This window comes from Promicromonospora xylanilytica, assembly GCF_054782895.1.
Genome location: NZ_BAAGRP010000019.1, coordinates 14236 through 40866, shown reverse-complemented (window position 1 = coordinate 40866; position 26631 = coordinate 14236). Strand labels below are relative to the sequence as shown.

The window sequence follows — 26631 nt, the reverse complement described above, 5'->3', positions numbered from 1 at the left end:
TGGCCTCTCCTCGACCCTGAAAAACACGCTAGCCCGTGCGCTCTTGTGTCGCACATCCCGTACTGTCAGAGCACCGGTTCTACGAACTGTTCTGAAAGGAGCCTCGTGACCTCCGCGACAACACCTGGCGAGCCGCCACTCGACGAGACTCTTGAGGAAGTGCTCGCCGGAGGCGCGCGCCCGCCGGTCGGGCGATACCGGCTCGACCTGGCGACCGGACAGTGGGCATGGTCGGACGAGGTCTACGTGATGCACGGTTTCGAGCCAGGGCAGATCGTGCCGACCACGCCGCTCATGCTGTCCCACAAGCACCCCGACGACCGTGCGCGGGTCGACGGGCTCCTGCGCCGCGCGGCGGAGACCGGGCAGCCGTTCAGCTCGGTGCACCGGATCCGCGATGCCCACGGGAAGACCCGCACGCTCGCCGTCACGGGCCAGGGGCGGCGTGACCCCGCAACCGGCCGGGTGACCGAGCTGTTCGGCTACTTCATCGACGTCACCGAGTCGCACCGGGAAGCCGCGGCACGCGACGCGACGGCCTCGATCAGGGCCTCGGCGGAGCGGCGAGCGGTGATCGAGCAGGCCAAGGGCGTGCTCATGGTGGTGTACGGCACCAACGAGGAGTCGGCGTTCGAGCTGCTGCGGCAGGCCTCGAACCTGGCGAACATCCCGGTCCGGGACATCGCGCAGACGCTCGTGCACCTGTTCTCCGGACCGGACGTCACGGCGTTCCCGACACGCGAGGCGATCGACGAGTTCCTGGACGACCCGGCTCCACCGGCGGACGACTGACCTGACATCCGGACCGGTACACCTCCGCACGTCACCCGCGCGGTAGCGGACCTGGCCACCTGGGCTCAAGATCAGCACGTGCGCATAGCCACGTTCAACGTCCAGCACGGCCGCGGTCCCGACGGGCGCGTCGACAACCGCCGCCTGGCCGATGCGGTCGCGGCGCTCGACGCGGACGTCGTCGGCCTGCAAGAGGTCGACCTGCGCCAGGCGCGGTCCGGAGGAGTGGACCAGGCGCGGCTCTGCGCGCGCGCCATGGGCGCCGTGGACCACCGGTTCCTGCCGGCGCTCGCGGGCCCGTTCCGCTACCCCGGCGTCCGGCGCCGCGCGCGTCGTACCGAACGGCCCGGCGTCCCCGGGTACGGCATAGCGCTGCTCTCCCGATATCCGGTGCGACACTGGCGGCCCGTCCTGCTGCCGCCCGCGACGCCGTGGGTGCTCGGCAGGGTGCAGCTCGGCACCGACGAGCCGCGCGTGGCGCTCGCGGCGCAGGTCGACGCGCCGGAGGGACCCGTCACCGTCGTGTGCACGCACCTGAGCGTGTACCGGTTCCCGTCCGTCAGCTGGGTGGGCGGGGTCGCCCGGCGCACGATGGGATACCGCAGGGGCACGCCCGGAGAACGGCACGCGGAACGCCAGGTCGACCATCTCCGGCGTCAGCTCCTGGGACTGCCACGGCCGCTCGTGCTGCTGGGCGACTTCAACCTGCGCGGATCCGTGCCGGCCGACCGCACGGGCTGGCACCCCCTGGCGACGGGCGACACCTTTCCCCGGCACGATCCGCGGTTCCAGATCGACCACATCCTGTGGGACGGCGGCGCGGCACCCGACGCCGAGGGCCGGGCGGTCGACACGGGAGTGTCGGACCACCGGGCACTGGTCGTGGACCTGAGGGCTGCCCCGCCGGCGCGATAGCGAGCTCTGATCGTCAGGCGACGAAGATGCAGAACGTGTGACCCATGGGGTCCGCCAGGGCGTAGAGCGGCTCCTCCGGGTCGTCGGAGCGGTCGAGGCGCAGGGTCGCACCGAGCGCCAAGGCACGGTCCCGCGCTTCCGTGAGCGCGGCGACGTCGGGCACCGTGGTGTCGAGATGAAGCTGTTGCGGGACACCGGGTTCCGGCCAGGTCGATCTCGGAAGCTCGTCGACCTGCTGGAACGCGAGGGGTACGCCGCCGTCGTTCTGGAGGACCAGCCAGTCGCTACCGTTCGGGTCGGCCTCGCCGTCCGGCGGCGGTTCGTCACCGGGGCGGTAGGTGAGCCCGAACAGCTCCCGATAGAACTCGGCGAGGGCGCGTGCGTCCGTGGTGTCGAGCACGACCTGTCGGATGCGCGGAGTCACCGGTACAGCCCATCACGTTCCGCGCCGGGTGCCAACGGAACCCGGCGCGGCGTGGGTCAGGCTGCCTCGGCGTAGGCCCGGTGGGTTGCGGCGACCGGCTGCGCGACGCCGACTGCCTCCGGCGCGTCCTGTGCGGCCTCCTCGACGACCGCCAGCACCGGTGCGCTCTGCGACCGGCGGCGGCGGCCGCGCAGCACGGTGAAGAGCGCGTTCGCGCCGATCACGATCACCACGGTGTTGGAGGCGGCGGACGGCCAGGCGCCGTTGGCCCCGGCCACGGTCATCAGGATGGTCGCCGCCAGCACGTTGGTGCCCTGGAACGCGAGGGAATCGGCGCTCCAGCGACCGCGACTGACCATGGCATACGCCACGATTCCGGCGATGGCGCCGAACCAGCCGAGGACGGTGATGACCATCATGAAGGTCATGGCAATACTCCTGGGAGAAAGACGGATCGAAACGATTCGAGAGGTGCGGTGGAGTCCAGAGCGGAATCCATGTGGGGGTGTTGGCATCAGGCCGGGAGAGCTCAGTTCGACCACCGCCACGGTCAAGCATGAGGCAGAATCAAGTTCAGCACAATCGAATGTTCGTGACTCCGGGATGTAGCATTGCTACATGCCAACCGACCCGCGACGACTCGCCTTCCTGCTCGCCGTGCATCGCGCCGGCGGAGTGCTCGCAGCCGCTGATCTACTGCACGTGACGCCCTCAGCGGTCTCCCAGCAGATTGCTCGGCTGGAGGCCGAGGAGGGCATCGACGTGCTGGACCGCGGGCCTCGCGGAGTCACGCTCACACCGGCCGGCCGGGTGCTCGCCGACGCGGCCGAGAGCATCGAGGCGGAGCTCGTCCAGGCGCGTCAGGCCGTCGCCGCGCTGGGCGGCGAACTCACGGGGCGGGTTTCTGTCGGTTCGATCCAGACTGCGATCCGCACGGTCGTCGCGCCGATGCTCGTCTCGCTCGCCGAGCGGCACCCGCACATCGAGGTGGACGTGCAGGAGTACGACCCGCCGGAGGCGACCCGTCGCCTGCGCGCGGGTGACCTCGACGCGATCGTGCTGGAGCGCGACGTCGAGGTCGACGCCCCGGCTCCGCGCGGAGCGCACGACGTCCCGCTGCTCGACGAGCCGTGGCGCATCGTGGTGCCGACCAGCCTGCCCGAGCCCGAACGCATCGACGACCTCGCCGGGCTCATGTGGGTGGGCCCGCAGGCGGGATCGGCCGCGGACCGTGCGGTCGGCCGCCTGGCGGCCCAGCTCGGCACGGCCTTCGACATGCGCCACGCGTACAACGACTTCGACACGGCGATCTCGCTGGTCGCCGCCGGCCAGGGGATCGCGATGCTCCCCGCGCTCGCCCTGCAGCAGGAGGTGCCGGACGGCGTCGCGGTGGTGGCGCTGGCCGGGCTGGGCTCCCGGCGCATGGTGGTGCGGCACCGCAAGAACCGGCATGAGCCGGGTCCGGCGGTGCGGGCGGTCGTGGACGAGATGGTCGCGGCGGCCCGCGACATCGACCTCGGGTAGCCGCCGGCGCGGGCCTCCCTGAACGGCGTGCGTGCCCGCGCCGTTACGATGTGCGCATAACTGAAGATCTTCAACGGTCCCGGGTGTCGACAGCTCGATCACCCGGGCCGTGCCGCCATCAACCGTGACGGGAGAGTCCGGCCCGCGCCGTCGTCGTACAGACGTCGCGAGACCCGGCGCCGAAGGAGCAAGTTCCTCCCCGGGAATCTCTCAGGCCCCCGTACCGTCGCGGTGAGGCAACTCTGGAAAGCGAGCCGTCGTGGCCGGACAACCGGGCGCGAGGGCTCCACCGACGGTGCAAGCCGGCGCGTCCCGACCTCCTCCCGAACTTCCGGGCAGGGCCACGGCGGACCGGCAAAACTCTCAGGTAGACGCACGCCCGCGAGCGGGCAGGGCGTCCGGTGACAGAGCGGGGAGGGACCCGCAGTCGTCCCCACGCCCTCGGACAGCCAGGAGCCCGCCGTGAGCACGCCCCACAACCCCGACGTCTTTGCCGACCGGCATCTTGGTCCCCGTGGCCGCGAGGTCGCGACCATGCTGGACCAGCTCGGCATCGACACCATGGACACCCTCGTCGACCGGGCCGTCCCGAAGGCGATCCGCAGCCAGGCGCCGCTGAACCTGCCCGCCGCCCGCACGGAGCCCGAGGTGCTCGCCCACCTCCGTGAGCTCGCGGGCAAGAACCAGGTCAAGACGCAGATGATCGGCCAGGGCTTCTACGGGACGCACACGCCCGCCGTCATCCGCCGCAACGTGCTCGAGTCGCCCGCCTGGTACACGGCCTACACGCCGTACCAGCCCGAGATCAGCCAGGGCCGGCTCGAGGCGCTCCTCAACTTCCAGACCGCCGTCGAGGACCTCACCGGGCTCGAGATCGCCAACGCCTCGCTGCTCGACGAGGCCAGCGCCGTCGCCGAGGCCGTCGCCCTGATGTGGCGCGGGTCGAAGGCCAAGGAGGGGTACGTCGTCCTGGACGCCGACCTGTTCGGCCAGTCGCTCGCGGTCGCGAAGGGCCGCGCCGAGGCGATCGGCCTCCCGGTCGTCGTGGCCGACCTCAGCAAGGGGCTGCGGGCCGGCCTGCCGGCCGAGCTGCCCGCCGGGCCCCTGGTCGGGCTCGTGGTGCAGCAGGTCGGGGCGTCGGGCCGCGTGCTCGACGCGCGCGGCGTGATCGCCGAGGCCAAGGAAGCCGGTGCGCTCGTCACCGTGGCCACCGACCTGCTCGCGCTGACGCTCCTGGTCAGCCCCGGCGAGCTCGGCGCGGACATCTCCGTGGGCTCCGCGCAGCGCTTCGGCGTCCCGCTGTTCTACGGTGGCCCGCACGCGGCCTACATGGCGGTCAAGAAGGGTCTGGAACGTCAGCTCCCCGGTCGCCTGGTCGGTGTCTCGATCGACGTCGACGGCGCCGCCGGCTACCGCCTGGCACTCGCCACCCGCGAACAGCACATCCGGCGCGAGAAGGCCACGAGCAACATCTGCACGGCCCAGGCCCTGCTGGCCATCGTCGCCAGCATGTACGCGGTCTACCACGGCCCGGAGGGCCTGAAGGCGATAGCAACCCGCGTCCACACCCACGCGACGACCCTGGCGACCACCCTGGACGCGGCCGGTGTCGAGATCGAGCACGCCACCTTCTTCGACACGATCCGCCTGAACGTTCCCGGCAAGGCCGAGGAAGTAGCGGCGGCAGCAGCCGAGGCGGGCTACAACCTCTACGTCCCGGACGCCGACCATCTCCAGATCAGCCTCGACGAGACGACCACGCAGTCGGACATCGAGACGGTCACCACCACCCTCCTCACCACCCTTGGTCTTGAGCCGAACGCAGAGGCGGGGAAGTCGGCGAATGCTCGCGCGGCAGTATCCCTTCCCGAAGTGGAGGGCGCCCTGGCGCCCGTGAACGCTGCCGCGCGAGCGTTCGCCGACTTCCCCGCCGGACTGAAGCGAGAAACGAACTACCTGCAACACCCGATCTTCCACACACACCGCTCCGAGACCAGCATGCTCCGCTACCTGCGCAAGCTCTCCGACAAGGACCTCGCGCTGGACCGCACCATGATCCCGCTGGGCTCCTGCACCATGAAGCTCAACGCCACCGCCGAGATGGAGGCCATCTCCTGGCCCGGCTTCGCGGACATCCACCCGTACGCGCCCGTCGACCAGACGCAAGGATACGAGGAGCTCGTCTCGGCGCTGGAGAACCAGCTCGCCGAGATCACCGGCTACGCCGCCGTCTCGCTGCAGCCCAACGCGGGCAGCCAGGGCGAGTTCGCCGGTCTGCTCGCGATCAAGGGGTACCACGCGTCGCGCGGCGAGGCCGGCCGCGACATCGTGCTCATCCCGGCGTCGGCGCACGGCACGAACGCGGCGTCGGCGGCGCTCGCGGGCCTGCGGGTCGTGGTGGTGGCGACGGCGGACGACGGCGAGGTCCTGCTGGACGACCTGCGCGCCAAGCTGGAGCAGCACGGGCCGCAGGTCGCGGGCATCATGATCACGTACCCGTCGACGCACGGCGTGTACGAGGAGCACGTGCGCGAGGTCTGCGACCTGGTGCACGAGGCCGGTGGCCAGGTGTACATCGACGGCGCGAACCTGAACGCCCTGGTCGGGCTGGCCCGGCCGGGCGAGTTCGGCGGCGACGTCTCGCACCTGAACCTGCACAAGACGTTCTGCATCCCGCACGGCGGCGGCGGCCCGGGTGTCGGCCCGGTCGCGGTGGCCGAGCACCTCGTGCCGTTCCTCCCGGGCGACCCGACACCCGGGTCCGGGGCGGGCGAGACGGGCGGGGCCGGCACCCCGGTCGCCTCGACCCGGTACGGCTCCGCCGGCATCCTGCCCATCTCGTACGCCTATGTGGCGCTGATGGGCCCGGACGGGCTGACCGAGGCGACCAAGACCGCCGTCCTGACGGCGAACTACGTGGCCTCGCGGCTCGACCCGTACTTCCCCGTGCTGTACACCGGCCCGAACGGGCTGGTGGCGCACGAGTGCATCCTCGACCTCCGCAAGATCACCGCGGAGACGGGCGTGACCGCCGAGGACGTCTCGAAGCGCCTCATGGACTACGGCTTCCACGCGCCCACGCTGGCCTTCCCCGTGCCGGGCACGCTCATGGTGGAGCCCACCGAGTCGGAGGACCTGGCGGAGCTCGACCGGTTCATCGCCGCGATGATCGCCATCCGGGGTGAGATCGACGCCGTCGCCGAGGGGCGCTGGACCGTCGCCGACTCGCCGCTGCGCGGGGCACCGCACACGGCGGCGTCCCTCATGACGGACAAGTGGGACAAGCCCTACTCGCGCGAGCTGGCGGCCTTCCCCGTGGCGAGCCTGCGGGCCGCGAAGTACTGGCCGCCGGTGCGCCGCATCGACGGTGCCAAGGGCGACCGCAACCTGGTGTGCTCCTGCCCGCCCGTCGAGGCCTACGCCGAGTGAGCTGTCAGACGACCCCGCACGTGTCAGACGTACGGATCACCCGGGTGACCCGTACGTCTGACAACGCGCCGACGAGAGGATTGATCCATGGGTGACCGGAAGACTCCGCTGTACGACGAGCACGTGGCGCTCGGCGCCTCGATGACGCCGTTCGGCGGCTGGCTCATGCCCCTGCGATACACGTCCGACCTGGCCGAGCACCGAGCGGTGCGCGAGGCCGCCGGCCTGTTCGACCTGTCGCACATGGGCAACATCCACGTGACCGGGTCCGACGCCGCCGCGTTCCTCGACCACGCGCTCGTCGGCTACATCTCCAAGGTCCGTGAGATGGGCGCGCGCTATTCGATGATCTGCGCCGAGGACGGCAGCGTGCTGGACGACCTGATCGTCTACCGCCTGGCTCCCGACGAGTACTCGGTCATCGCGAACGCCGCCAACGCCGAGCTGGTCCTCGCCACGCTGCAGGAGCGCACCACCGGGTTCGACGTGGCGCTCGACGACGTCCAGGCCGGCCAGGCGCTGATCGCCGTGCAGGGTCCGCGGGCCGCCGAGATCATGCTCGCCACCGCGGGTCTCGCCGAGGACGCCGAGATCTCGGGCGGCACCGACTTCGCGGACCTCAAGTACTACGCCTGCCTGCGCATGCGCTTCGAGGGCGAGCCGGTGCTCGTCGGCCGCACCGGCTACACGGGCGAGGACGGGTTCGAGATCTGGGTCCCCGAGGAGCGAGCCGTCGCGCTCTGGCGCGCGCTGCTCGCAGCGGGTGAGCCGCTGGGCCTCGTCCCCGCGGGGCTCTCGGCGCGCGACTCGCTGCGTCTCGAGGCCGGCATGCCGCTCTACGGGCACGAGCTCGACACCACCACCACGCCCTTCGAGGCGGGGATGGGGCGCGTGGTGCGCCTCGACAAGGTGTCCGACGACGGCTCGCCGCTCCCCTTCATCGGCAGGGACGCGCTGGCCGCCCGCAAGCAGTCGCCACCCGCTCGCGTGCTGGTCGGGCTGCGCGGCGAGGGCAGGCGCCCGGCCCGTGCCGACTACGACGTCGTGCTGCGGGGCGAGGGCACCGCACCCGGGACGGTCGTCGGGCGGGTGACCTCCGGCGTGCCGTCGCCCACGCTCGGGTACCCGATCGCGATGGCCTACGTGACGCCAGAGGTGTCGGCGGAGGGCTCCCAGCTCGCGGTCGACGTGCGCGGGCGGGCCGAACCGTTCGTGGTGGTGCCCATGCCGTTCTACCGTCGTCCCCAGAACTGATCCCCCACATCACCGCGCAAGGAGCTGTCATGGCCGACTTTCCCGAGAACCTGAAGTACACCACCGAGCACGAGTGGCTCGACGAGTCCACGCCCGCCGTCATCGGCGTGACCGACGTCGCCGCCGAGGCGCTCGGTGACGTGGTCTACCTGGAGCTCCCCGACGTCGGCGCCACCGTCGAGGCCGGTTCCGTGGTGGGCGAGATCGAGTCCACCAAGTCCGTGTCCGAGCTGTACACCCCGGTCAGCGGCACCATCACCGAGGTGAACTCCGAGGCCGTGGACAACCCCGAGATCGTGAACCAGGACCCGTACGGCAAGGGCTGGCTCTTCAAGGTCGAGGTCACGGGCGCCGGCGAGCTGCTCACCGCGGCCGAGTACGCGGCGCACACCGGGAGCTGATCGCAGCCCTCCCAGGCCCACGTCGTACCGCCCCTCAGGTCGCCCTTGAGCGTTCCCTGGGGGGCGGTTCGGTCTCGGAAAGATAACGGTCAGAAAGTTCTTCCAGAACCGCGTCATGAACTCCGCACGAGCCGCTTTATCTCATAGCAGCAACCGTAGGCCGGAACCCCAGAACCGGCCGCTGTGTGGAGGAAACCGATCATGACTGCGATGACCCTTGACCACCGTGTGCCCAGCCTCACCCGCCGCGAGCGGGTAATCCTGGCGAACCTCACCGAGGACGCCACGCTCGAGCAGATCGCTCGACGCCTGTATGTCACCCGTAACACGGTGAAGACCCAGGTTCGTAGTGTCTACCGCAAGCTCGGCGTGTCCTCGCGCGCGGAGGCGATTGCCAAGGCGAACGAGTTCCACATCGCTGACTGACACACACAGGTCCACGACGACGGCGCCCGTCCCCAGAGGTGCCGTCGTCGTCCTGTGTCCAGGGCCGTGTGTCGGTGTCGGGTGCAAGACTGCTCGGCATGCAGGAGACCCTCATCGACGTGGTCGCCGCGGCGATCGTGGACGACCTGGACCGTCCCACCCGCGTGCTCGCCGCCCGCAGGTCGGCTCCTGCCGCGCTCGCCGGCCGTTGGGAGCTGCCCGGCGGCAAGGTGGAGCCGGGCGAGGAGCCCGTGGCCGCGCTGCGCCGTGAGCTCACCGAGGAGCTCGGCGTGACCGTGACCGTCGGTCCTGAGCTGCCGGGACCCGACGGCGGGCCGTGGCCGATCACCAGCAGGCACCGGATGCGCGTCTGGTTCACGCGGTTGCGGCACGGTGCTCCAGCGCCGCTGGAGGATCATGACGAGCTGCGCTGGCTGACGGCGGCGGAGCTGGACGACGTCCCGTGGCTGGACGGCGACGTCCAGATCGTGGCGGCCCTCGCCGAGCACCTCCTGCCCGCATAGCGCACGTGGTCGGACCCGGACGCCTCAGCGCGCGCCGGCGGACACGTTCCTGCGGTTGCGGGCGGCGGCGACGCGGTGCCCGAGCGGCACGAACGCACCGTCCATCAGCACCGGCACCACGTCGGTCACGTCCACCTCGGTGGCGATCGTGACGTCGTCGGCGAACCCGGAGTCGAGGAGCTCGCGGCCGCTCGCGGTGCCACCCACGGAGTCGGCGGTGTCCTTGGTGCCCTTCCACAGGGTGATGGTGGCGGCGGTCTCGGGGGAGATGCTGACCGTGGGCAGCATCCCGGTGAGCCGCGCCGCGATGGCCCCGACGGCGAGGTAGTCCTCCAGGGCGGGGCGCAGGGTGTCGTCGGGCCACCGCTCACCCACGGGGACCAGCACGACGTCGTGCTTGTCCGACGCGTCGAGATGTGCCGCGGCGAGGCCGGCCACGGCCTTCGCATTGCGCAGGCTGCCCGCGACGATGAGGGCGCCCCGGTTGGCGATGGTGTGACAGATCTGGGCCGCGCTGGGCGACGGGATCACGAGGCGCTCGGCATCGAGGTCCTGCAGGGACGCCGGGGAGATGCTGATGCCGTCCTCCCACCGCGGGCCGGCGAGAGCGGCGCGCATCGTGCGCGCGAGCCGGGCGGCGCCGGCGGGATCGTTGTACGGGAAGGGGTATACGCCGGCGCCCTGTTCGCACGCGATGGTCACCGTGGTGGAGAAGGAGAGCACGTCCACGACGACCACGAGCGACGAGCGCGCATCCGTAGCGGTCAGGGCGAGCGCGCCGGAGATACCCCAGTCCGTGCGCACACGGGCGGGACGCTGGTCGAAGGCGGGGGACGTGTTTGCCACGAACGCATCGTAGTGTCACCCGAACTCGCCCATGTTTCGCGCTCAGCGAACACCGTTGCGGTTCCGGCACTATTCACACTCCGGCCGCCGGGCCATAACCTCGCCGCGCAACGCTGCCGCCGAACGCTCCACCCGATTCCCCAGAAGGAACGAGCATGCGACGAGTGATGCCCGCAGTGCCGGCAGCGATGCCGCGCAGAACCCTGACCAACGCGCTGACCTGCGGAATCACGGCCATTCTCCTGGTCACACCCACAGCGGGCGCCGCAGCAGCACCGTCGCCCTCGCCGGAGGACGTGCCCCGTGACGCCGCCGCACTGACGGCTCCGACACCGTTTGCGAAGGCGCCGCCCCACTCGGGCAGACCGGTCGAGACGTCCGAAGATGTCACCCACCTTCCGCTCGACGACGACGGCAATGCGATCGTCACGCGCAGGGACGAGCAGCGCATCGCGCCCGGCCTGGAGCTCACCCGGTTCGCACGGCTGAGCGAGGACGGCTGGCTGAGCGGCGAGGTGCTGGTCGCGGACGTCGGCTCGTCGGGCGGCGAGGCACCGCGTCCGGGTGACGTGCGGGTCGGCTACGTCGGCCCGGACCACGTGGCCGGCAATGCCACCGTCTCGGAGATGGCCGCCTCCCGTGGCGCGGTCGCCGCCGTGAACGGCGACTACTTCGACATCAACAACTCGGGTGCGGCGCTCGGCGCGGCGGTCGACGGCGGCACGCTGGTCAAGTCCGCGTCACCCGGCAGAGAGCGCTCGGTCGTGTTCGGGTCGGACGGCGCCGGGCGTCTCGCGCAGATCTTCCTCGAGGGCTCGGTGAGCTGGGGTTCGACCGGCTCGACCAGCGAGGTGCCCGTCAGCGGCCTCAACGTGACGGCGCTGCCCGCCGGCGGCGTCGCCGTGTACGACGCCGGCTGGGGCACCTTCACGCGGGCCCGTCCGCTCGCCCCAGGGGAGCAGGGCGTCGAGGTGACCGTGGACGCCCAGGGGAGAGTGACCGCCGTCGGGCAGCCCTCCGGCGGACAGCTGCCTGATGGTACGCGCGCCCTCGTGGCGCGGCCCGGTGCGGCGGCCGAGGCCCTCGCGGGGCTGCGGCCCGGCGACCAGGTCGAGGTGTCCTACGGCCTGCGCGAGGACGCGGGCGACGTCGCGGTCGCCATCGGCGGCGGGCCGGAGGACCCGCTCCTGGAGGACGGCGAGGTCACGTCCGCGACGGGCGACCACGTCGAGCTGCGGCACCCGCGTACCGCCGTCGGATTCGACGAGACCGGCGAGCGTGCGTACTTCGTGGTGGTCGACGGCCGCCAGAGCCACAGCATCGGCATGAACCTCTACGAGCTCGGCGAGCTCATGGCGCAGCTCGGCGCGGACGACGCCATCAACCTCGACGGCGGCGGCTCCTCCGAGATGGTCGCCCGGCTGCCCGGCGACACCGGCACCACGATCCTGAACAGCCCGTCCGACGGCTACGAGCGGTCGGACGCGAACGGCCTCGGCCTGTTCGTCGAGCCGGGCTCGGGTCGGGTCACGGCGTTCGACGTGCGCACCACCGTCCCGGCCGCCGACGCCGACCGGGTGTTCCCCGGCCTGCACCGCACCCTGACCGGCAAGGGGTACGACGAGGCCATGGGGCCCGTCGACACCGAGCCGTCCTCGTGGCGCACTCGCAAGGGGTCGGTCGCGTCGGTGCGCGACGGTGTGGTGACCGGCCGCAGGCCCGGCACCACGGTCGTCACGGCCGCCTCTCTCGGCCGCGGCGGTCTCGCCACCGGGACCATGGAGGTCGAGGTGCTCGGCAGCCTGGTCCGGACGGGCGTGGACACCCCCGTCATCGGGCTGGACGACGCCGATGCGACCGCGCCGCTGGTCCTGACCGGCTATGACGCGCAGGGCTACGCTGCCCCGATCGAGGCGCGGGACGTCACGGTCTCGGTGTCCGGGGACACGGGAACCGGCCCGGCCGGCGAGCCCGTCGCCGAGCTGGTCCCCGCTCCCGACGGCTCGTTCGAGGTCCGGGCGCTCGCCGAGGTCGGCGGCACCACCTTCGAGCTCTCCGTGCCCGGCCCGGACGGTGCGGAGCTGACGACCGAGGTCGCCGTGACCGTCAGCCTGGAGGAGCACGTGGTCGCGGACCTCGCAGACGCGGCCTCCTGGACGTCGGCGCATGCCCGCGCCCCGGGCGGCTCGGTGGCACCCGCCGACGGGCACGACGGCGCGGCCGGACTGCGGATGACGTACGACTTCACCCAGTCGACGGCGACGCGTGGCCAGTACGCGCTGTTGCCGGAGGCCGCGACGGGAGGGCGAGAGCTGCCCGGCGCGCCGCGCGCGGTGACGATGTGGGTGGACGGCGACGGCAACGGCTCCTGGCTGCGGCTGCAGGTGCGGCAGGGCGACGGTGTGGTCACACAGCTCGACGGCCCGGAGGTCACCTGGACGGGCTGGCGCCAGGTCACCTTCCCGGTGCCCGACGGCGTCGAGTTCCCGCTCCAGCTGCAGCGGATCCGCGCCATGGAGACGGCGGCGGGCAAGCAGTACTCCGGTGGCCTGACGTTCTCGACGATCGCGGCACAGGTCCCGCCCGCCGTGGACGCTCCGCAGGCGCAGCGTGTCGAGGACCCGACGGTGGTGGCGGACGGTGCCACCGACGACGCTCCCCTGCGGGTGGCCGTGCTGTCCGACGCCCAGTTCGTGGCCCGCGACCCGGAGTCCGGAGCGGTGGCCGGCGCGCGGGACGCCCTGCGCGAGATCGTCGCCGACGACCCGGACCTCCTGGTCATCAACGGTGACCTGGTCGACGAGGCCGCACCGGAGGACTTCGACCTCGCCCGGCGGATCCTCAGCGAGGAGCTCGCCGACGCGAACTTCCCCTGGTACTACCTGCCGGGCAACCACGAGGTCATGGGCGGGTCCATCGCGAACTTCGAGGAGGAGTTCGGCGACCGGACCCGCGTGCTCGACGTGCCGACACCCCGGACCCCGGCCCGCCCGGACGCCGGCGGCACCACGCGGCTCGTCATGCTCGACTCGTCGGCCGGCCGCCTGGGCGCCGACTTCGCACAGGTCCGGATGCTGCGTGACGCGCTCGACGACGCGGCGACCGACCGCTCGGTCACGGGAGTCGTGGTGTTCGCCCACCACCCGCTGGACGACCCCCTGCCGACCAAGGCGAGCCAGCTCTCCGACCGCCTGGAGGCCGACACGCTGCGCGGCTGGTTCGAGGACTTCCGGGAGACGTCCGGCAAGTCGATCACCTCGGTGGGCTCGCACGTCGGCGTCTTCCACGCGAGCACACAGGACGGCGTCCCCTACCTGGTCAACGGCAACTCCGGCAAGAGCCCGGCGAGCACTCCTGCCGACGGTGGCTTCACCGGCTGGTCGATGCTGGGCCTCCGGCCGGCCGCGAGCGACGGCGGAGCGGGGCCCTGGCTGAGCTGGGAGGTCAACACCCGCGCCGAGCAGGTCACCGTCTCCGGGCCGCGATTGCTCGACGTCGGCGAGTCCGCGGTGGCGCACGCCGTCGTCGTCCAGGACGAGACGCGTGCGGTGCCGGTCGAGTGGCCGGTGTCGTCCGCCTGGGGTGGCGAGCGGGTGTGCACCACCGACGGCAGCGGACGCGCCGCTCTGCGGGAGTGCCCCCGGGACGCCGTGCTGGCGGTCGACCCGGACACGCACGAGCTGACGGCTCTGCGAGCCGGTCAGGCAGTGGTGACCGTCACGGTCAACGGCCAGGTCGGCGAGCTGGCCGTCCGGGCGACCCGATAGGACGGTAGATTTGCCCCATGAGTAACTTCGAGGTGGCCCGTCGGCAGAAGCAGGAGCCCACGGCGACTCTGTTGGTCCGGGTGATCGGGTGCTTCGCACTCTTCGCCGGCGGGTTCGCGCTGATGGCCGTCGGTGCCATCGGTGACGCGGCGTCGTCGCCGTATCTGTTCGTGGGCGGCATCCTCGTCGTCGGTCTGGCGTTCGGCCTGCCGATGATCGGTGCCACCGAGCGGTAAGCAGCGCACACGCAGCAGAGCGCCCGTCCGGGTCCCGACCGGGCGGGCGCTCTCGCATGCCCGGGCTCCCGCGCCCACAACGTTCCGGCCGCCGGCTCGACCGCACCCTCACCTTTCTCCCGGACCGCGTGGGCTGCGGCTGCTGACCGCAGGGTCCACCTTCGGACCACGGAACATCGCAGGAGAGGGGCCGCGGCCGGTGCCGCGGCCCCCCTCGCTGTCGTCTTTTCCGGTTCTGGAGTTGCCTCGACGGCCGCATGTCACCCCTGTGTCACAGGTTTGTTAGAACTGTTGACAGATTCAGGGGCAAGTGCAAACGTGACCTGCACCACCACGAAGGAGAGGGACGGTAATGGCTCAGTACAAGAGGCTCGGCGGGATCATGGCGATCACGCTCGCCGCGACAACGGGACTGACGGCCTGCGGGTTCGGCGGGTCGAGCGGTGAAGAGAGCGGCGACGGAGCCACGCTCGATCTGCTCGTCCCCAGCTACTCCGACGCCACCCAGGGCCTCTGGGAAGACGTGATCGCCGGGTTCGAGGAAGCCAACCCGGACGTCAAGGTCAACCTCCAGGTCGAGTCGTGGGACAACCTCGAGTCCGTCATCGCCACGAAGATCCAGGGCGGCGACGCACCCGACATCTACAACGGCGGTCCGTTCGCCGGCTTCGCAGAGGACGAGCTGCTGTACCCGGTGGAGGAGATCACCTCCGACGAGACCTACGCGGACTTCCAGCCGACGTTCCTGGAGAACGCCCAGGTCGACGGCACCACCTACGGCCTGCCGTGGATCGCGTCGTCCCGCGCGCTGTTCGTGAACGACGCGCTCCTCGAGGAGGCGGGCGCCGAGGTGCCGGCCACCTGGGACGAGCTGCTCGAGTCGGCCAAGAAGGTCTCGAAGCTCGGCGGCGGCGTGGCCGGCTACGGCATGCCGCTCGGGTCCGAGGAGGCGCAGGCCGAGGCCGGCGTGTGGCTCTGGGGCGGTGGCGGCACCTTCGGTGACGCCGACGCGATCACCATCGACACCCCGGAGAACCTCGAGGGTGCAGAGTTCATCAAGAAGATGATCGACGAGGGCGCGACCCAGGCCGACGCCGGTGCGTCCGACCGCAGCCCGCTCTTCGACATCTTCGTCCAGGGCAAGATCGGCATGCAGGTGGGCCTGCCGCCGAGCGTCGGCCAGATCGAGTCGGACAACCCGGAGCTCGAGTACTCGATCCACCCGATCCCCACCAAGGACGGCAGCCCGTTCACCCTTGGCGTGGCGGACCACCTCATGGCCTTCGAGAACGACGGCGACAAGCAGGAGGCCATCACCGCCTTCTTCGACCACCTGTACTCGGCGGACGTCTACGTCCCGTGGGTCGAGGCGGAGGGCTTCCTGCCCACCACGCTGTCCGGTTCGGAGCAGCTCGCCGACGACGAGGCACTCGCCCCGTTCCTCGAGACCCTTCCGGACGCGCAGTTCTACCCGAGCACCAACCCCGACTGGGCGGCGGCGGACTCGGCGTTCAAGGCGCTGTTCGGCCAGCTCGGCGGCAACAAGTCGGCCAAGGACGTCCTGACCGAGATCCAGGAACAGGTCGACGCGGGCTGACGCCCGCCGCTCACGCACCGCTGAACTGAAAGCACGAGGAGCCTCGTGAAGGACCTGTTGAAGGCCCTGCCGTGGATCGGGCCCGCGGCCGCACTCATCGCGGCCGTGGTCCTGTTCCCGGTGGGCGTCATGTTCTGGAACTCGACGCGCGACATCAGCCAGAGCGGGCTGGACGACGGAGGTGTGGGTCTCGCGAACTTCGCGACGGTGGTCGGTTTCCAGTACTTCTGGCCGATCCTCGGGCGCACCGTCATCTGGGTCGTCGGCGTCGTCGGCATCACCCTTCTCGGGTCGCTCGCGCTCGCCGCGCTGCTGAACAAGTCTTTCCCCGGACGCCGCCTGGTGCGCATGGCCGTCATCGTGCCGTGGGCGTCGAGCGTGGTGATGACGACGATGGTGGTGCACTACGGCCTCGAGCCGTACTTCGGCATCATCAACTCGTTCCTCGTGGACGTCGGCCTCATCGCGTCGCCGGAGGGCTACGGCTGGACCAGGCACCCGGTCACGGCGTTCGCCTGGGCCATGGTCGTCGCGGTGTTCGTGTCGCTGCCGTTCACCACCTACACGATCCTGGCCGGACTGCAGTCCGTTCCCGGCGAGACCGTCGAGGCGGCCCGCATCGACGGCGCCGGGGGCCTGCGCACGTACTTCAGCGTGGTGCTGCCCCAGCTGCGAGGTGCCGTGTCGGTGGCGGTGCTGATCAACATCATCAACGTGTTCAACTCGCTGCCGATCCTGCGGGTGATGACGGGATCCATCCCCGGCTATGACGCCGACACCGTCATGACCATGATCTTCAAGTACCTGCAGAACCAGCGGCAGATCGACCTGGCGAGCGCCCTGTCGGTCATCGCGTTCCTGGTGGTCATCGGGATCGTGGCCATCTACGTGCGGGTCGTCCGACCCCTGGAGGAGGTCTGATGGCCGCGATCACGGGGACGGCCCCCCGCAGGACCAGCCGCCCCACGGGCGCCGACCGCACACGGGTGCGCAAGTACACCGCCGACCAGGTGCCCATGGGGTCCCTGCTGCTGCGCATGTTCACCGGGTTCGTCGTGGCCGTGGTGTTCCTGCTGCCGTACCTGATCATGTTCTTCGGCTCGGTGAAGACGAAGGCGGAGATCAGGTCGGTCGATCCCACCTACTTCCCCACGGAGTGGCACTGGGAGAACTACGTCACGATGTGGTCGACGCCGGAGACCCCGCTGGCGCAGAACGTCATCTCGACCCTCGTCATCTCGCTGTGCGCCACGCTGCTCGTGCTCGCGGTCGCGCTGCCCGCCGCGTACTACACGGCGAGGTTCCGGTTCAAGGGGCGGCTCGTCTTCCTGTTCCTCGTGATCGTGACCCAGATGGTTCAGCCGGCGGTGCTCACCTCGGGCTTGTTCCGGGAGTTCATCGCCATCGGGATCCTCGACACGTGGGCGGCCATGATCCTGGTCAACGCGGCGTTCAATCTCTCGTTCGCGGTGTGGATCATGCACAGCTTCTTCGCGGCCATCCCGCGGGAGGTCGACGAGGCGGCGCAGATCGACGGTGCGGGCACGTTCGCCGTCCTGACGAAGATCAACCTGCCGCTCGTGTGGCCGGGGATCGTGACCGCCGTGATCTTCACGTTCGTCGCGTCCTGGAACGAGTTCGCCGCCTCGCTGGTGCTGCTGACCACGCCGGGCAACCAGCCGCTGTCGGTGGCGCTCACCAAGTTCGTCGGCCAGTACGAGACCTCGTGGCACTACGTGTTCGGGGTGTCGATCGTGGCTATCATCCCCGTGATCATCCTGTTCATGGCCATCGAGAAGCGCCTGGTGGGCGGCCTGGTGGCAGGGTCGGTGAAGTAGCGGGATAGTCGGTGGACCAGGGCGTCTCGACCCACGGACGAAATCCGTCCCAGTGCTGGACAATCGCTTAGCATGGTGGCGATCCCATCCAGAGCGGTCGAGAGTCCTGGCTCCCTGACACCGCAGCAACCTGCAGACTTCCTGCCCCGCAACCGTGGCGCGTGGACGTAAGGTGCTCACGCCAGGTTCGATGGAGCAACCATGGTCGTCGAGGCTTATCCGCACCGCCCCACCGTGTCGTTCGAGCTGATGCCACCGCGTCGGCCCGAGGCCGCGCCCAACTTCTGGGAGACGGCCCGGCGGCTCGTGGCGGCGCGTCCGGACTTCGTCTCGGTCACCTACGGCGCCGGCGGGGGTGACCGGGCGACGTCGCGCGAGGTGCTCGCCACGCTGCTGAGCGGTACCCCCGTGCTCCCGGTGGCCCACCTGACGTGCGTGGGCGCGTCCCGCGAGGACGTGTCCGAGGTGATCGACGAGTTCCTCGAGGCCGGTGTGCGGTCCTTCCTCGCGCTCCGTGGCGACCCGCCGCGCGACGAGCCCGACTGGCGGCCGGCGTCGGACGGGGTGCGTTCCAGCGTCGACCTGGTCCGGCTGCTCACCCAGGTGGACCAGCGTCGTGTCGCCGCCGACGCCAGCGCTGCGCTGCGGGCTGCCGCCCGACCCCTCACCATCGCCGTGGCGACGTTCCCGGACGGCAACCCCGGGGCGGGCACCACGCGCGGTCAGGAGGTGCGGCGGCTGCTGGAGAAGCAGGAGGCCGGCGCGAGCTTCGCGATCACCCAGTTCTTCTACCGGGCGGAGTCCTACATCGGGTTCGTCGAGGAGGCGCGCTCGGCCGGCGTGACCATCCCGATCCTCGCCGGGATCCTGCCCACCACGGAGGCTCGCCGGCTGCGCCGGGTCGAGGAGCTCACCGGCGTGGTGGCGCCGGCCGGTCTCCTGCGCGACCTGGACGGGCTCACCGCACCCGACGGCTCCGTGGACGCCGAGGCCCAGCACGAGCACGGCCTCCGGTACTCCGCTGCCCTCGCCCGCGAGGTACTCGACGCGGGAGCGCCCGGTGTGCACGTCTACACGTTCAACAAGCACCGGCCGGCGCTCGACCTGCTCGAGCGCGTCGGCCTGACGGGGCGTGCGGCGGCCTGACGGCGTGAACCGGCCGGTCCGTCGGCGGCTGACGGCGCCCGGCGGTGCACAGCGGTGCAGCCCATCCAGTGGTCCCACGGTGTGGCTGTGAGATTGCCCGCCCCACCGTCCACATCCCCGCGAGTGCAGAGTTAGTCGCGGACCTGATCGCCGAGTGCAGTGTTGGTCGCGGCTGAGGACTCCTCAGCCGCGACCAACACTGCACTCGGCAGCGGTGTCGGCGACAAAGTCTGCAGTCGGCGGAGGGGCAGCCGGAGAGCCAGTCGGCAGCAGCAGCGGCACACGGCGGCGGAGCCTGCACCCGACCGGGAGCGGCGTCAGTTGTCCGCGCGCTCCTGGCCGCTCATCGCCTGGATGGACTGCATGACCTGCTCGGTCAGCTCACGGCGGGCCTGAGCGGGCTTGGTGCCGGCCGCGATCTGCCTCGACGGGTCGATCGGGACCCCGAAGTGCAGCTCTACCCGGGCGAACCGCGGCATCTTGCCGATGGGCTTCACCTTGTCCGTCCCGAGCAGCGCCACCGGGACCACCGGGGCCTTGCCGGTCAGGGCCAGCCACGCGACGCCGGTGTGCCCCTTGTGGAGCTTGCCGTCGCGCGAGCGGGTGCCCTCGGGATAGATGCCGAAAGCGCCCCCACGCTGCAGCACTGCCAGGGCGTCCTCGAGGGAGCGCTGCCCGGCGCGCGGGTCGTCCCGCTGTACCGGGATGTCACCCATCTTGGTGAAGAACCAGCGGGAGAGGCGCCCCTTGATCCCCTTGCCGGTCCAGTACTCGGCCTTGGCCAGGAACGCGACGTGGCGCGGCGCCATGATCGGGATGAGCAGCGAGTCGATGAACGACAGGTGGTTGCTCGCCAGGATCACGGCGCCGCGCTTCGGGATGTTCTGCAGGCCAGTGACGCGCGGGCGCAGAAGCACGAGCACGAGGATCGAGAGGATGAGCTTGAGGAACCGGTACGTCACCGGCCTATTGTGCACCCCTCAAGCGTCCCTGTGGACGGGGTGATATGTGGTGAAAAAGACTAAAGAGACCTACAACCTCGTCCGCCGGTCAGGCGACCTGGTCGCCGGCACTCTCGTCGCCGTGGGCCGCCTCGATGGCTGCGACCTGGACCTGGACCTCCCGGACGCGTGCGACGTCGAGCTTCTCGCTGCGGTCGAAGCGGTAGACGCCGTTCTCCTCCTGGAACACGTCGGTGAGCTGCGTGTAGCAGTAACCGAACATGCGGGGGTCGCCGAGCAGCGCGTCGGTGAGGCCGCGGAACCGGGCGTGGAACTCCTCCTCGTCCACGACCCGCTGGCCGTATCCCCAGGAGTCGGGGGAGCTGCCGGACGCGGTGGCTGCCGCCTCCGGGTTCCACCAGATACCGCCGTACTCGCTGACGAAGTACGGCTGGCCACGGTACGGCACCGACATCTTCGTGCCGTTGTCGCGCGTGTTCTCGTACGGGCGCCCCTCGGCGAGGCCACCCACCTGCTTCGCGAACTCCGTCGGCTCCTGCTCGTACAGGTGCGAGTCCCAGATGTCGGTCTCGAGGACGCGGTGCGAGTAGCCGCTGGCGTCCAGGACGGGCCGGGACGGGTCGGCCACCTTGGTGGCGAGCCACATGGCCCGGGTCACGTCGTCGAGCTGCGTGATGCGGTCGTGCAGGTCCTGGTGCGTCTCGTTGAGCGGGCACCACCCGATGATCGACGGGTGCGAGTGGTCGCGCTGCAGCGCCTCCATCCACTCGGCGACGAACGACGTGGTCTGCCGCTGGCCGTCCGCCGGTGTGCCGTAGCCGCTGACGCCCCAGTCGCCGAACTCGCCCCAGACGAGGTAGCCGAGCCGGTCGGCGTGGAACAGGTAGCGCTCCTCGAAGACCTTCTGGTGCAGGCGGGCGCCGTTGAAACCGGCCGCCAGGCCGAGCTCGACGTCGCGCGCGAGCGCGGCGTCCGTCGGCGCGGTCATGAGCGACTCCGGCCAGTATCCCTGGTCCAGGACGAGACGCTGGAACACGGCCTCGCCGTTGATGCGCACCACCTGTCCGTCGATGGACACGGAGCGCAGGCCCGCGTAGGAGCGCACGGAGTCGACGACGGCGCCGTCGGCGTCCCGCAGCTCGACGTCCACACCGTAGAGGTGCGGGTCCCCTGGGCCCCAGGTACGCAGACGGTCCGCGGGCACGACGACGCGCAGCGCCGGCGCCAGGTCCAGGTCCGCGCGCGCGGTGGCGGCCGCCACCTCACCCTCCGCGTCGGTCAGGGTGACCGTCACCGTGTGGCCGCGGCGGTTCGCCGACAGCGGGACCACGACGTCGAAGGCCGAGCTCGCCAGGTCCGGCGTGATCCGCGGCCGGCGCAGGTGCGCGGCGGGCACCGGCTCCAGCCACACGGTCTGCCAGATGCCCGTGGTGCGGGTGTAGTTGCACTCGAAGTTCTCGTAGCGGTTGCTCTGCTTGCCGCGGGCCTGCGGTCCGTGCCGCGTGTCCCTGGCCCGCACGACGACGGTGACCGTGTCACCGGGGCTCGCGATCCCGTGCAGGTCGGCCGTGAAGGGGGTGAACCCGCCGCGGTGCCGTACGACCTCCGTGCCGTCCACCCACACCGTGGCGTCGTGGTCGACGGCGCCGAAGTGCAGCAGGACGTGCGGGTCGTCGCCGACGGCGGACCACTCCGCGGGGACGGTGATCTCGCGGCGGTACCAGACGGCCTCGAGGAAGTCGGTGTTCTCGATACCGGAGAGCTGTGACTCGGGTGCGAACGGGACGACGATCTCGCTCTGGAGCGGTCGGTCGACCAGCCCGCGCTCGAGCCCTGAGTCGCCCGAGTCGATCTCGAACTGCCAGGTGCCGTTCAGGTTGAGCCAGTGGTCCCTGGCCATCTGCGGGCGGGGGTACTCGGGGCGCGGCACGGCTGTGGCCGTCGGCGCGCCGGCCGGCGAGAAGCGGTCGAGGAAGGTCATCAGCTGCTCCATTGCGTCTACGACATGTGCGCCGTGATTCAACACGTCTTCCGATCGGAATGCAACGTTGTATCACCGCGAGACGCCCGGGCGTCTCGCGCGGCGAGGCTCCGTACGGCGCCCCGGGCTCAGGCCTGTGTGCTCTCCCGGACCAGCAGTCGGTGGGGCATGACGGCGTCGACCGGCTCGATGGACGAGTCCTCGAGCTGGGCGAGGACCCGGTCCACCGCCGTCTCCGCGATCGCCCGTAGGTCGGGCGCGACAGTGGTGAGCGACGGGTTCGAGAAACGACCGTCCTCCGTGTTGTCCCAACCCGTCACAGCCAGGTCCTCGGGGACGCGCACCCCGTTGCGGCGCAACGCGTACAACGCACCCAGCGCGAGCTCGTCGTTGGCGCACACGAGCCCGTCGATCTGGCCGATGCGCGGCAGCACCGCCTCGACCGACGCCGCACCGGAGCTGCGCGAGAACTCCGCCGCGCCGAGCACCCAGCGCTCGTCGACGTCGATCCCGGCCGCCGCGTGCGCCTCGCGGAACCCCTGGACGCGCGGGGCGCCCGTGCGTGCGACGCCCCGCGGCTCGTCGCCGAGGAACGCGAGCCTGTGCCGCCCGGACGCCAGCAGGTGTTCCGTGACCTGCGCCGCCGCGCGGACGTTGTCGATGCTCACGTGGTCGGTGCGGCGTTCGCGCGCCGGGTCCTGGTCGGCACGCTCACCGAGCAGGACCAGGGGCACGCTGCCGCGCACCTCGTCGATCTCGGCCGGGAAGAGCTCCAACGGCGAGAAGATGATCCCGTCGATCGACTGGACGTCGAAGCCCCGCGCGACCTCGAGCTCGGTCTCGCGCGTGGACCGCGTCTCCTCGATGAGCACCCGGTAGCCGCGCGAGTTGCCGACGTCGATCATCTGGTGTGCGAGCACCGAGAAGTACGGCGCGTGCACCCACGGAACCGCGAGGGCGAGCGTGTTGGTGCGCCCGCGCCGCAGCTGTCGTCCGGCGAGGTTGGGCCGGTAGCCCAGCTCGGCGATCACCGCCTCGACCCGTGCCCTGGTCGCGTCGCCGACACGCCCTGTCTCGTTGACAACGTTGGAGACGGTCTTCCACGAGACCCCGGCCGCGGCAGCGACCTCCTTGATACCGACCCGCCGGCCCGGCTGTTCCGACAACCCCGTCACTTCCTTCCGCACCGTTGCCCCTTGACGGGACGCCCGCCCTAGTCCATCGTGATCCAACGTTGGAGCGCAACGTTGCACCATTGGAGGTCGATGATGACCGTGCTACGAGGACGTGGCGTCCCGGGGCAAGGCAGCCCCGTGATCGCGTCGAGGACCCGCAGCCGAGCGGAGAGTTCCGGTGGCCTGAGCCGCCGCGACCTCCTCCGTGCTGCGCTGGTAGGAGCCGGCGGGGTCGCGCTCGGCGGGACGCTCGCCGGCTGTGCCACAGCGGACGCGGCAGGCGCCGGCCGCACGTCGGTCATGATCTGGGACCTCTTCTCGGGCGGCGACGGTGCGCTCATGCAGGAGATGGTCGGCGTGGTCGCGTCGGCCAACCCGGACATCACCGTCGAGTCGACGACCCTCGCCTGGGGGCCGCCGTACTACACGAAGCTGGCGATGGCGTCGTCGGGAGGCCGACCGCCCGAGGCCGCCGTCATGCACATGTCCCGGCTCGCCGGGTACGCGCCCGGCGGGCTCCTCGAACCGTTCGACCTCGACGCGCTCGCCGCGCTGGGGGTGGGCGAGGAACACTTCGCCCCAGCCGTGTGGGAGAAGGCCCAGTTCGACGGCCAGCTCTACGCCCTGCCGCTGGACACCCACCCGTACATCGCGTTCAACAACCCGACGATCGTGAAGGACGCCGGGCTGGCGACCGCGGACGGCAAGCTCGACGTCGACGCCGTGGCGGGGGCCGACAACTTCCTCGCGGCGGGCCGCGCGCTGGCCGAGGTGACGGGTGAGTCCGGCGTCGGCTGGGGCTACCAGCGCGACCCCGCCGGCTGCTGGCGCATGTTCTGGGGCCTCTACTCCCAGAACGGCGGCGGCTACGAGCTCACGCCCGGCCGCCCGGCGGCGCTCGACGAAGAGGCAGCCGCCGAGGTCTTCGAGTTCCTGCAGGCCATGCTCGACGGCACGGTCGCCGCGAAGAACCAGGACGGCAACGCCGCGTCCGCGCGGTTCATGGCGAAGCGCACCGGCATGATGTTCGCCGGTGAGTGGGACCTGCCGATGTTCCGCGACGCCCTGCCCGACGTGGGGGCCACACCGTTCCCCGCAATCTTCGACACCCCGGCGAACTATGCCGACTCGCACGCGTTCGTGCTTCCCCGGCAGGCCCAGGCGGATCCCGCCGCTCGCGAGGCGACGTACCGGGTCCTCGCCGGCCTCCTCAAGGAGGGCCTGACCTGGGCATCGGCCGGGCACATCCCGGCCTACCAGCCCATCGTCGAGCAGCCGGCGTACCAGGAGCTCACCCCGCAGCGCGACTACGCGCCGGCGGCCGAGGTCGCCGTCTTCGACCCCGACGCCTGGTTCACGGGTGGCGGCAGCGACTTCCAGACCCGCATGGCCGACGCGATGACCGACACGCTCGCCGGCACCGCACCGCCCCGTACCGCCGTGACCCGAATGCTGAGCGAGATGGACCGCTTCCTCGCTCTGCCCAACCCCGCCTGATCGAGAGGACGACGATGACTGTCTCGAACACCGGCGTCACCGCGCCCCCGGGGCGGGCCCTGCCCGGCCGGCGGGCCACCACCAGCGGCGGCGCGACCACCCGCACCACGGAGAAGTCCCTGCGCTCGCGGGACCGGTCCGGCTACCTGTTCGTGGCGCCGTTCGCCGTGGCCACCGGAGTCTTCCTGGTGATACCCACGCTGTACGGCCTGTGGATGAGCTTCACCAACCAGAGCCTCACCGGTACCGGCAGCGAGTTCATCGGATTCGCCAACTACGCCGAGGCGTTCGGCGACCCGCAGGTCTGGCAGACGCTCTGGAACACCGTGTGGTTCACGATCCTCAGCACCGTTCCCCTGGTGCTGGTCGCCCTGGTCATGGCGCTGCTCGTCCACACCGGCCTGCCCGGGCAGTGGGTGTGGCGCATGTCGTTCTTCGCGCCCTACCTGCTGACCAGCGCCGTGGTCTGGCATCTGAGCAACTGGATGTTCCAGCCCGACATCGGCCTGCTCGACACCTGGATGAAGGGCCTGGGCCTGGAGCCGCTCGGCTGGCTCACCGACGAGAACGTCGCGATGTTCTCCATCGCGGGGGTCACCGTGTGGTGGACCGTCGGCTTCAACTTCCTGCTCTACCTCGCGGCGCTGCAGGGCATCCCCGCCCAGCAGTACGAGGCGGCGACGATCGACGGCGCCGGCGGCTGGCGCAAGCTGTTCTCCATCACGCTGCCCCAGCTGGGCACCATCACCGGCGTCATCGTGGTGTTGCAGCTCCTCGCCTCGCTCAAGGTGTTCGACCAGATCTACATGCTCACGGCGGGCGGGCCGAACGGCAGCACGCGGCCCATCCTCGAGTACATCTACGACACAGGGTTCACGAACTACCGGCTCGGCTACGCCTCGGCGATCTCCTACGTGTTCTTCGCCCTGATCCTCGTGTTCACGCTGGTGCGGCTCATGCCGGCCCGGAAGGAGGCCTGAGATGGCTGTCGCCGACCTCACCGACATCCGCCGGAACAAGGCCGCGCAGGAGCGGGCCGAGAACCGGACCCTCACCAACCTGACCATCGGGCCGTCGCCCTGGGCACGGGTCGGTGCGCTCGTGGCGCTCGTCGTGCTCGCCGGGATCTGGGTGGTGCCCCTCGTCTGGGGCGCCGTCACGAGCTTCAAGCACGAGGCCGAGGCCGCTCTCCCGGCCTCGCTGTGGCCCACCATGGGCTGGACGGTCGACGCCTACCGGTCCGTGCTCGGCAACAGCGACCTGCTGCTGTGGATGTGGAACAGCCTGGTGGTCGCGGTGCTGGTCACGGCGCTCACCGTGCTGATCTCCGCGATGGCCGCCTACGCCTTCTCGCAGACGCTGTTCAAGGGCCGGGCGCTGATGCAGTGGCTCACTCTCGCGGCGATCATGATGCCCACGCAGATCCTCATCGTGCCGTTGTTCCGGGAGATGCAGGTCCTGGGACTCGTGGACACGTTCGCGGGCATCGTGCTGCCGCAGATCGTGGCACCCGTGATGGTCTTCATCCTCAAGCGGTTCTTCGACGCGATCCCGCAGGAGCTGCTCGACGCCGCCCGGATCGACGGCGCCGGGCCGTGGCGCCTGTTCTGGACCATCGTGGTGCCCCTGTCGAGGTCGATCCTCGTGGCCGTGGCGATCTTCGTGTTCATCGGCGCGTGGAACAACTTCCTGTGGCCGTTCATCGTGACCACCGACCCGCAGTTCATGACGCTGCCCGTCGGCCTGTCGACGGTGAAGGACGCCTACGGCGTGCAGTACGCCCAGAACATGGCCTCCGCGATGATCGCGGCCCTGCCGCTGCTCATCCTGTTCATGTTCTTCCAGCGTCGCATCGTGCAGGGCGTGGCGACGACCGGCATGGGCGGTCAGTAGCAGC

General features: G+C 70.7%; 23 protein-coding genes and 2 riboswitches. Of the genes, 17 read left to right on the top strand and 6 right to left on the bottom strand.

The genetic code is table 11. The features are described 5' to 3' along the window. The first annotated feature begins 105 nt into the window (after positions 1–105). A complete protein-coding gene (locus ACYVK7_RS16245) occupies positions 106–792 on the top strand; it encodes a PAS and ANTAR domain-containing protein (protein ID WP_460888762.1) in 687 nt (228 codons plus the stop codon). A gap of 78 nt (positions 793–870) precedes the next feature. Beyond that, a complete protein-coding gene (locus ACYVK7_RS16240; RefSeq protein WP_460888761.1) occupies positions 871–1707 on the top strand; it encodes an endonuclease/exonuclease/phosphatase family protein in 837 nt (278 codons plus the stop codon). Between the two features lie 13 nt (positions 1708–1720). On the opposite strand, the gene ACYVK7_RS16235 is transcribed toward ACYVK7_RS16240, so the two are convergent. Continuing rightward, complete coding sequence (locus tag ACYVK7_RS16235) at positions 1721–2131, bottom strand: VOC family protein (protein WP_460888760.1); 411 nt, start codon at positions 2129–2131, stop codon at positions 1721–1723. A 56-nt stretch (positions 2132–2187) separates the two neighbouring features. Further along, positions 2188–2559 (bottom strand): CBU_0592 family membrane protein, encoded by a 372-nt coding sequence (locus ACYVK7_RS16230; protein WP_460888759.1) that lies wholly within the window; start codon positions 2557–2559, stop codon positions 2188–2190. A 190-nt stretch (positions 2560–2749) separates the two neighbouring features. Here ACYVK7_RS16230 and ACYVK7_RS16225 point away from each other — a divergent pair, with 190 nt between their 5' ends. From ACYVK7_RS16225 to ACYVK7_RS16200, 6 genes are all read left to right on the top strand, one after another. Continuing rightward, positions 2750–3655, top strand: coding sequence for a LysR family transcriptional regulator (locus ACYVK7_RS16225; RefSeq protein ID WP_460888758.1), 906 nt, complete (start codon positions 2750–2752; stop codon positions 3653–3655). 118 nt (positions 3656–3773) lie between these two features. Then, positions 3774–3891: riboswitch (glycine riboswitch) on the top strand. Between the two features lie 226 nt (positions 3892–4117). Then, complete coding sequence (gene gcvP / locus ACYVK7_RS16220) at positions 4118–7084, top strand: aminomethyl-transferring glycine dehydrogenase (protein ID WP_460888757.1); 2967 nt, start codon at positions 4118–4120, stop codon at positions 7082–7084. A gap of 87 nt (positions 7085–7171) precedes the next feature. Next, positions 7172–8338, top strand: a complete 1167-nt coding sequence (gene gcvT / locus ACYVK7_RS16215) for a glycine cleavage system aminomethyltransferase GcvT (protein WP_460888756.1) — start codon at positions 7172–7174, stop codon at positions 8336–8338. Positions 8339–8367: 29 nt separating this feature from the next. Then, positions 8368–8739 carry a glycine cleavage system protein GcvH gene (gene gcvH, locus ACYVK7_RS16210; RefSeq protein WP_460888755.1) on the top strand — a complete coding sequence of 124 codons (372 nt, stop codon included), beginning with the start codon at positions 8368–8370 and terminating at the stop codon, positions 8737–8739. Positions 8740–8940: 201 nt separating this feature from the next. Then, the gene (locus ACYVK7_RS16205; RefSeq protein WP_454850295.1) at positions 8941–9165 is read left to right on the top strand and encodes a LuxR C-terminal-related transcriptional regulator; all 225 of its coding nucleotides are present in this window, start codon (positions 8941–8943) and stop codon (positions 9163–9165) included. Positions 9166–9263: 98 nt separating this feature from the next. After that, positions 9264–9689 carry a (deoxy)nucleoside triphosphate pyrophosphohydrolase gene (locus ACYVK7_RS16200; RefSeq protein WP_460888754.1) on the top strand — a complete coding sequence of 142 codons (426 nt, stop codon included), beginning with the start codon at positions 9264–9266 and terminating at the stop codon, positions 9687–9689. Positions 9690–9713: 24 nt separating this feature from the next. On the opposite strand, the gene ACYVK7_RS16195 is transcribed toward ACYVK7_RS16200, so the two are convergent. Further along, positions 9714–10535 carry a 2-phosphosulfolactate phosphatase gene (locus ACYVK7_RS16195; RefSeq protein ID WP_460888753.1) on the bottom strand — a complete coding sequence of 274 codons (822 nt, stop codon included), beginning with the start codon at positions 10533–10535 and terminating at the stop codon, positions 9714–9716. Positions 10536–10690: 155 nt separating this feature from the next. On the opposite strand from ACYVK7_RS16195, the gene ACYVK7_RS16190 reads away from it, so the two are divergent. The 6 genes from ACYVK7_RS16190 to ACYVK7_RS16165 all read left to right on the top strand — a co-directional run bounded on the left by ACYVK7_RS16190 (position 10691) and on the right by ACYVK7_RS16165 (position 19119). After that, a complete protein-coding gene (locus ACYVK7_RS16190) occupies positions 10691–14302 on the top strand; it encodes a phosphodiester glycosidase family protein (RefSeq protein ID WP_460888752.1) in 3612 nt (1203 codons plus the stop codon). A gap of 17 nt (positions 14303–14319) precedes the next feature. Beyond that, positions 14320–14538 carry a hypothetical protein gene (locus tag ACYVK7_RS16185; RefSeq protein ID WP_460888751.1) on the top strand — a complete coding sequence of 73 codons (219 nt, stop codon included), beginning with the start codon at positions 14320–14322 and terminating at the stop codon, positions 14536–14538. A 352-nt stretch (positions 14539–14890) separates the two neighbouring features. Continuing rightward, positions 14891–16135: an extracellular solute-binding protein gene (locus tag ACYVK7_RS16180; RefSeq protein ID WP_460888750.1), complete on the top strand. Its 1245-nt coding sequence runs from the start codon at positions 14891–14893 to the stop codon at positions 16133–16135. A gap of 45 nt (positions 16136–16180) precedes the next feature. Beyond that, complete coding sequence (locus ACYVK7_RS16175; RefSeq protein WP_460888749.1) at positions 16181–17056, top strand: carbohydrate ABC transporter permease; 876 nt, start codon at positions 16181–16183, stop codon at positions 17054–17056. Beyond that, on the top strand, positions 17056–17973 hold the full coding sequence (locus ACYVK7_RS16170; RefSeq protein WP_460888748.1) for a carbohydrate ABC transporter permease: 918 nt from the start codon (positions 17056–17058) through the stop codon (positions 17971–17973). The genes ACYVK7_RS16175 and ACYVK7_RS16170 overlap by 1 nt, the downstream gene beginning before the upstream one ends. An 81-nt stretch (positions 17974–18054) precedes the next feature. After that, a riboswitch (SAM riboswitch) is annotated at positions 18055–18170 on the top strand. A 4-nt stretch (positions 18171–18174) separates the two neighbouring features. Next, positions 18175–19119 (top strand): methylenetetrahydrofolate reductase, encoded by a 945-nt coding sequence (locus ACYVK7_RS16165; RefSeq protein ID WP_460888747.1) that lies wholly within the window; start codon positions 18175–18177, stop codon positions 19117–19119. Between the two features lie 317 nt (positions 19120–19436). Here ACYVK7_RS16165 and ACYVK7_RS16160 read toward each other — a convergent pair whose 3' ends face one another. The 3 genes from ACYVK7_RS16160 to ACYVK7_RS16150 form a co-directional block, all read right to left on the bottom strand. Further along, positions 19437–20081 (bottom strand): lysophospholipid acyltransferase family protein, encoded by a 645-nt coding sequence (locus ACYVK7_RS16160; RefSeq protein WP_460888746.1) that lies wholly within the window; start codon positions 20079–20081, stop codon positions 19437–19439. A gap of 88 nt (positions 20082–20169) precedes the next feature. Further along, on the bottom strand, positions 20170–22062 hold the full coding sequence (locus ACYVK7_RS16155) for a glycoside hydrolase family 2 protein (RefSeq protein ID WP_460888745.1): 1893 nt from the start codon (positions 22060–22062) through the stop codon (positions 20170–20172). A 128-nt stretch (positions 22063–22190) separates the two neighbouring features. Continuing rightward, positions 22191–23249, bottom strand: a complete 1059-nt coding sequence (locus tag ACYVK7_RS16150; protein ID WP_460888744.1) for a LacI family DNA-binding transcriptional regulator — start codon at positions 23247–23249, stop codon at positions 22191–22193. Between the two features lie 126 nt (positions 23250–23375). On the opposite strand from ACYVK7_RS16150, the gene ACYVK7_RS16145 reads away from it, so the two are divergent. From ACYVK7_RS16145 to ACYVK7_RS16135, 3 genes are read left to right on the top strand one after another with little or no spacing between them, the layout of a single operon-like run. After that, positions 23376–24734, top strand: coding sequence for an extracellular solute-binding protein (locus ACYVK7_RS16145; protein WP_460888743.1), 1359 nt, complete (start codon positions 23376–23378; stop codon positions 24732–24734). Between the two features lie 14 nt (positions 24735–24748). Then, the gene (locus ACYVK7_RS16140; protein ID WP_460888742.1) at positions 24749–25714 is read left to right on the top strand and encodes a carbohydrate ABC transporter permease; all 966 of its coding nucleotides are present in this window, start codon (positions 24749–24751) and stop codon (positions 25712–25714) included. Position 25715: 1 nt separating this feature from the next. Further along, positions 25716–26627 carry a carbohydrate ABC transporter permease gene (locus ACYVK7_RS16135; protein WP_460888741.1) on the top strand — a complete coding sequence of 304 codons (912 nt, stop codon included), beginning with the start codon at positions 25716–25718 and terminating at the stop codon, positions 26625–26627. Positions 26628–26631: the final 4 nt, after the last annotated feature.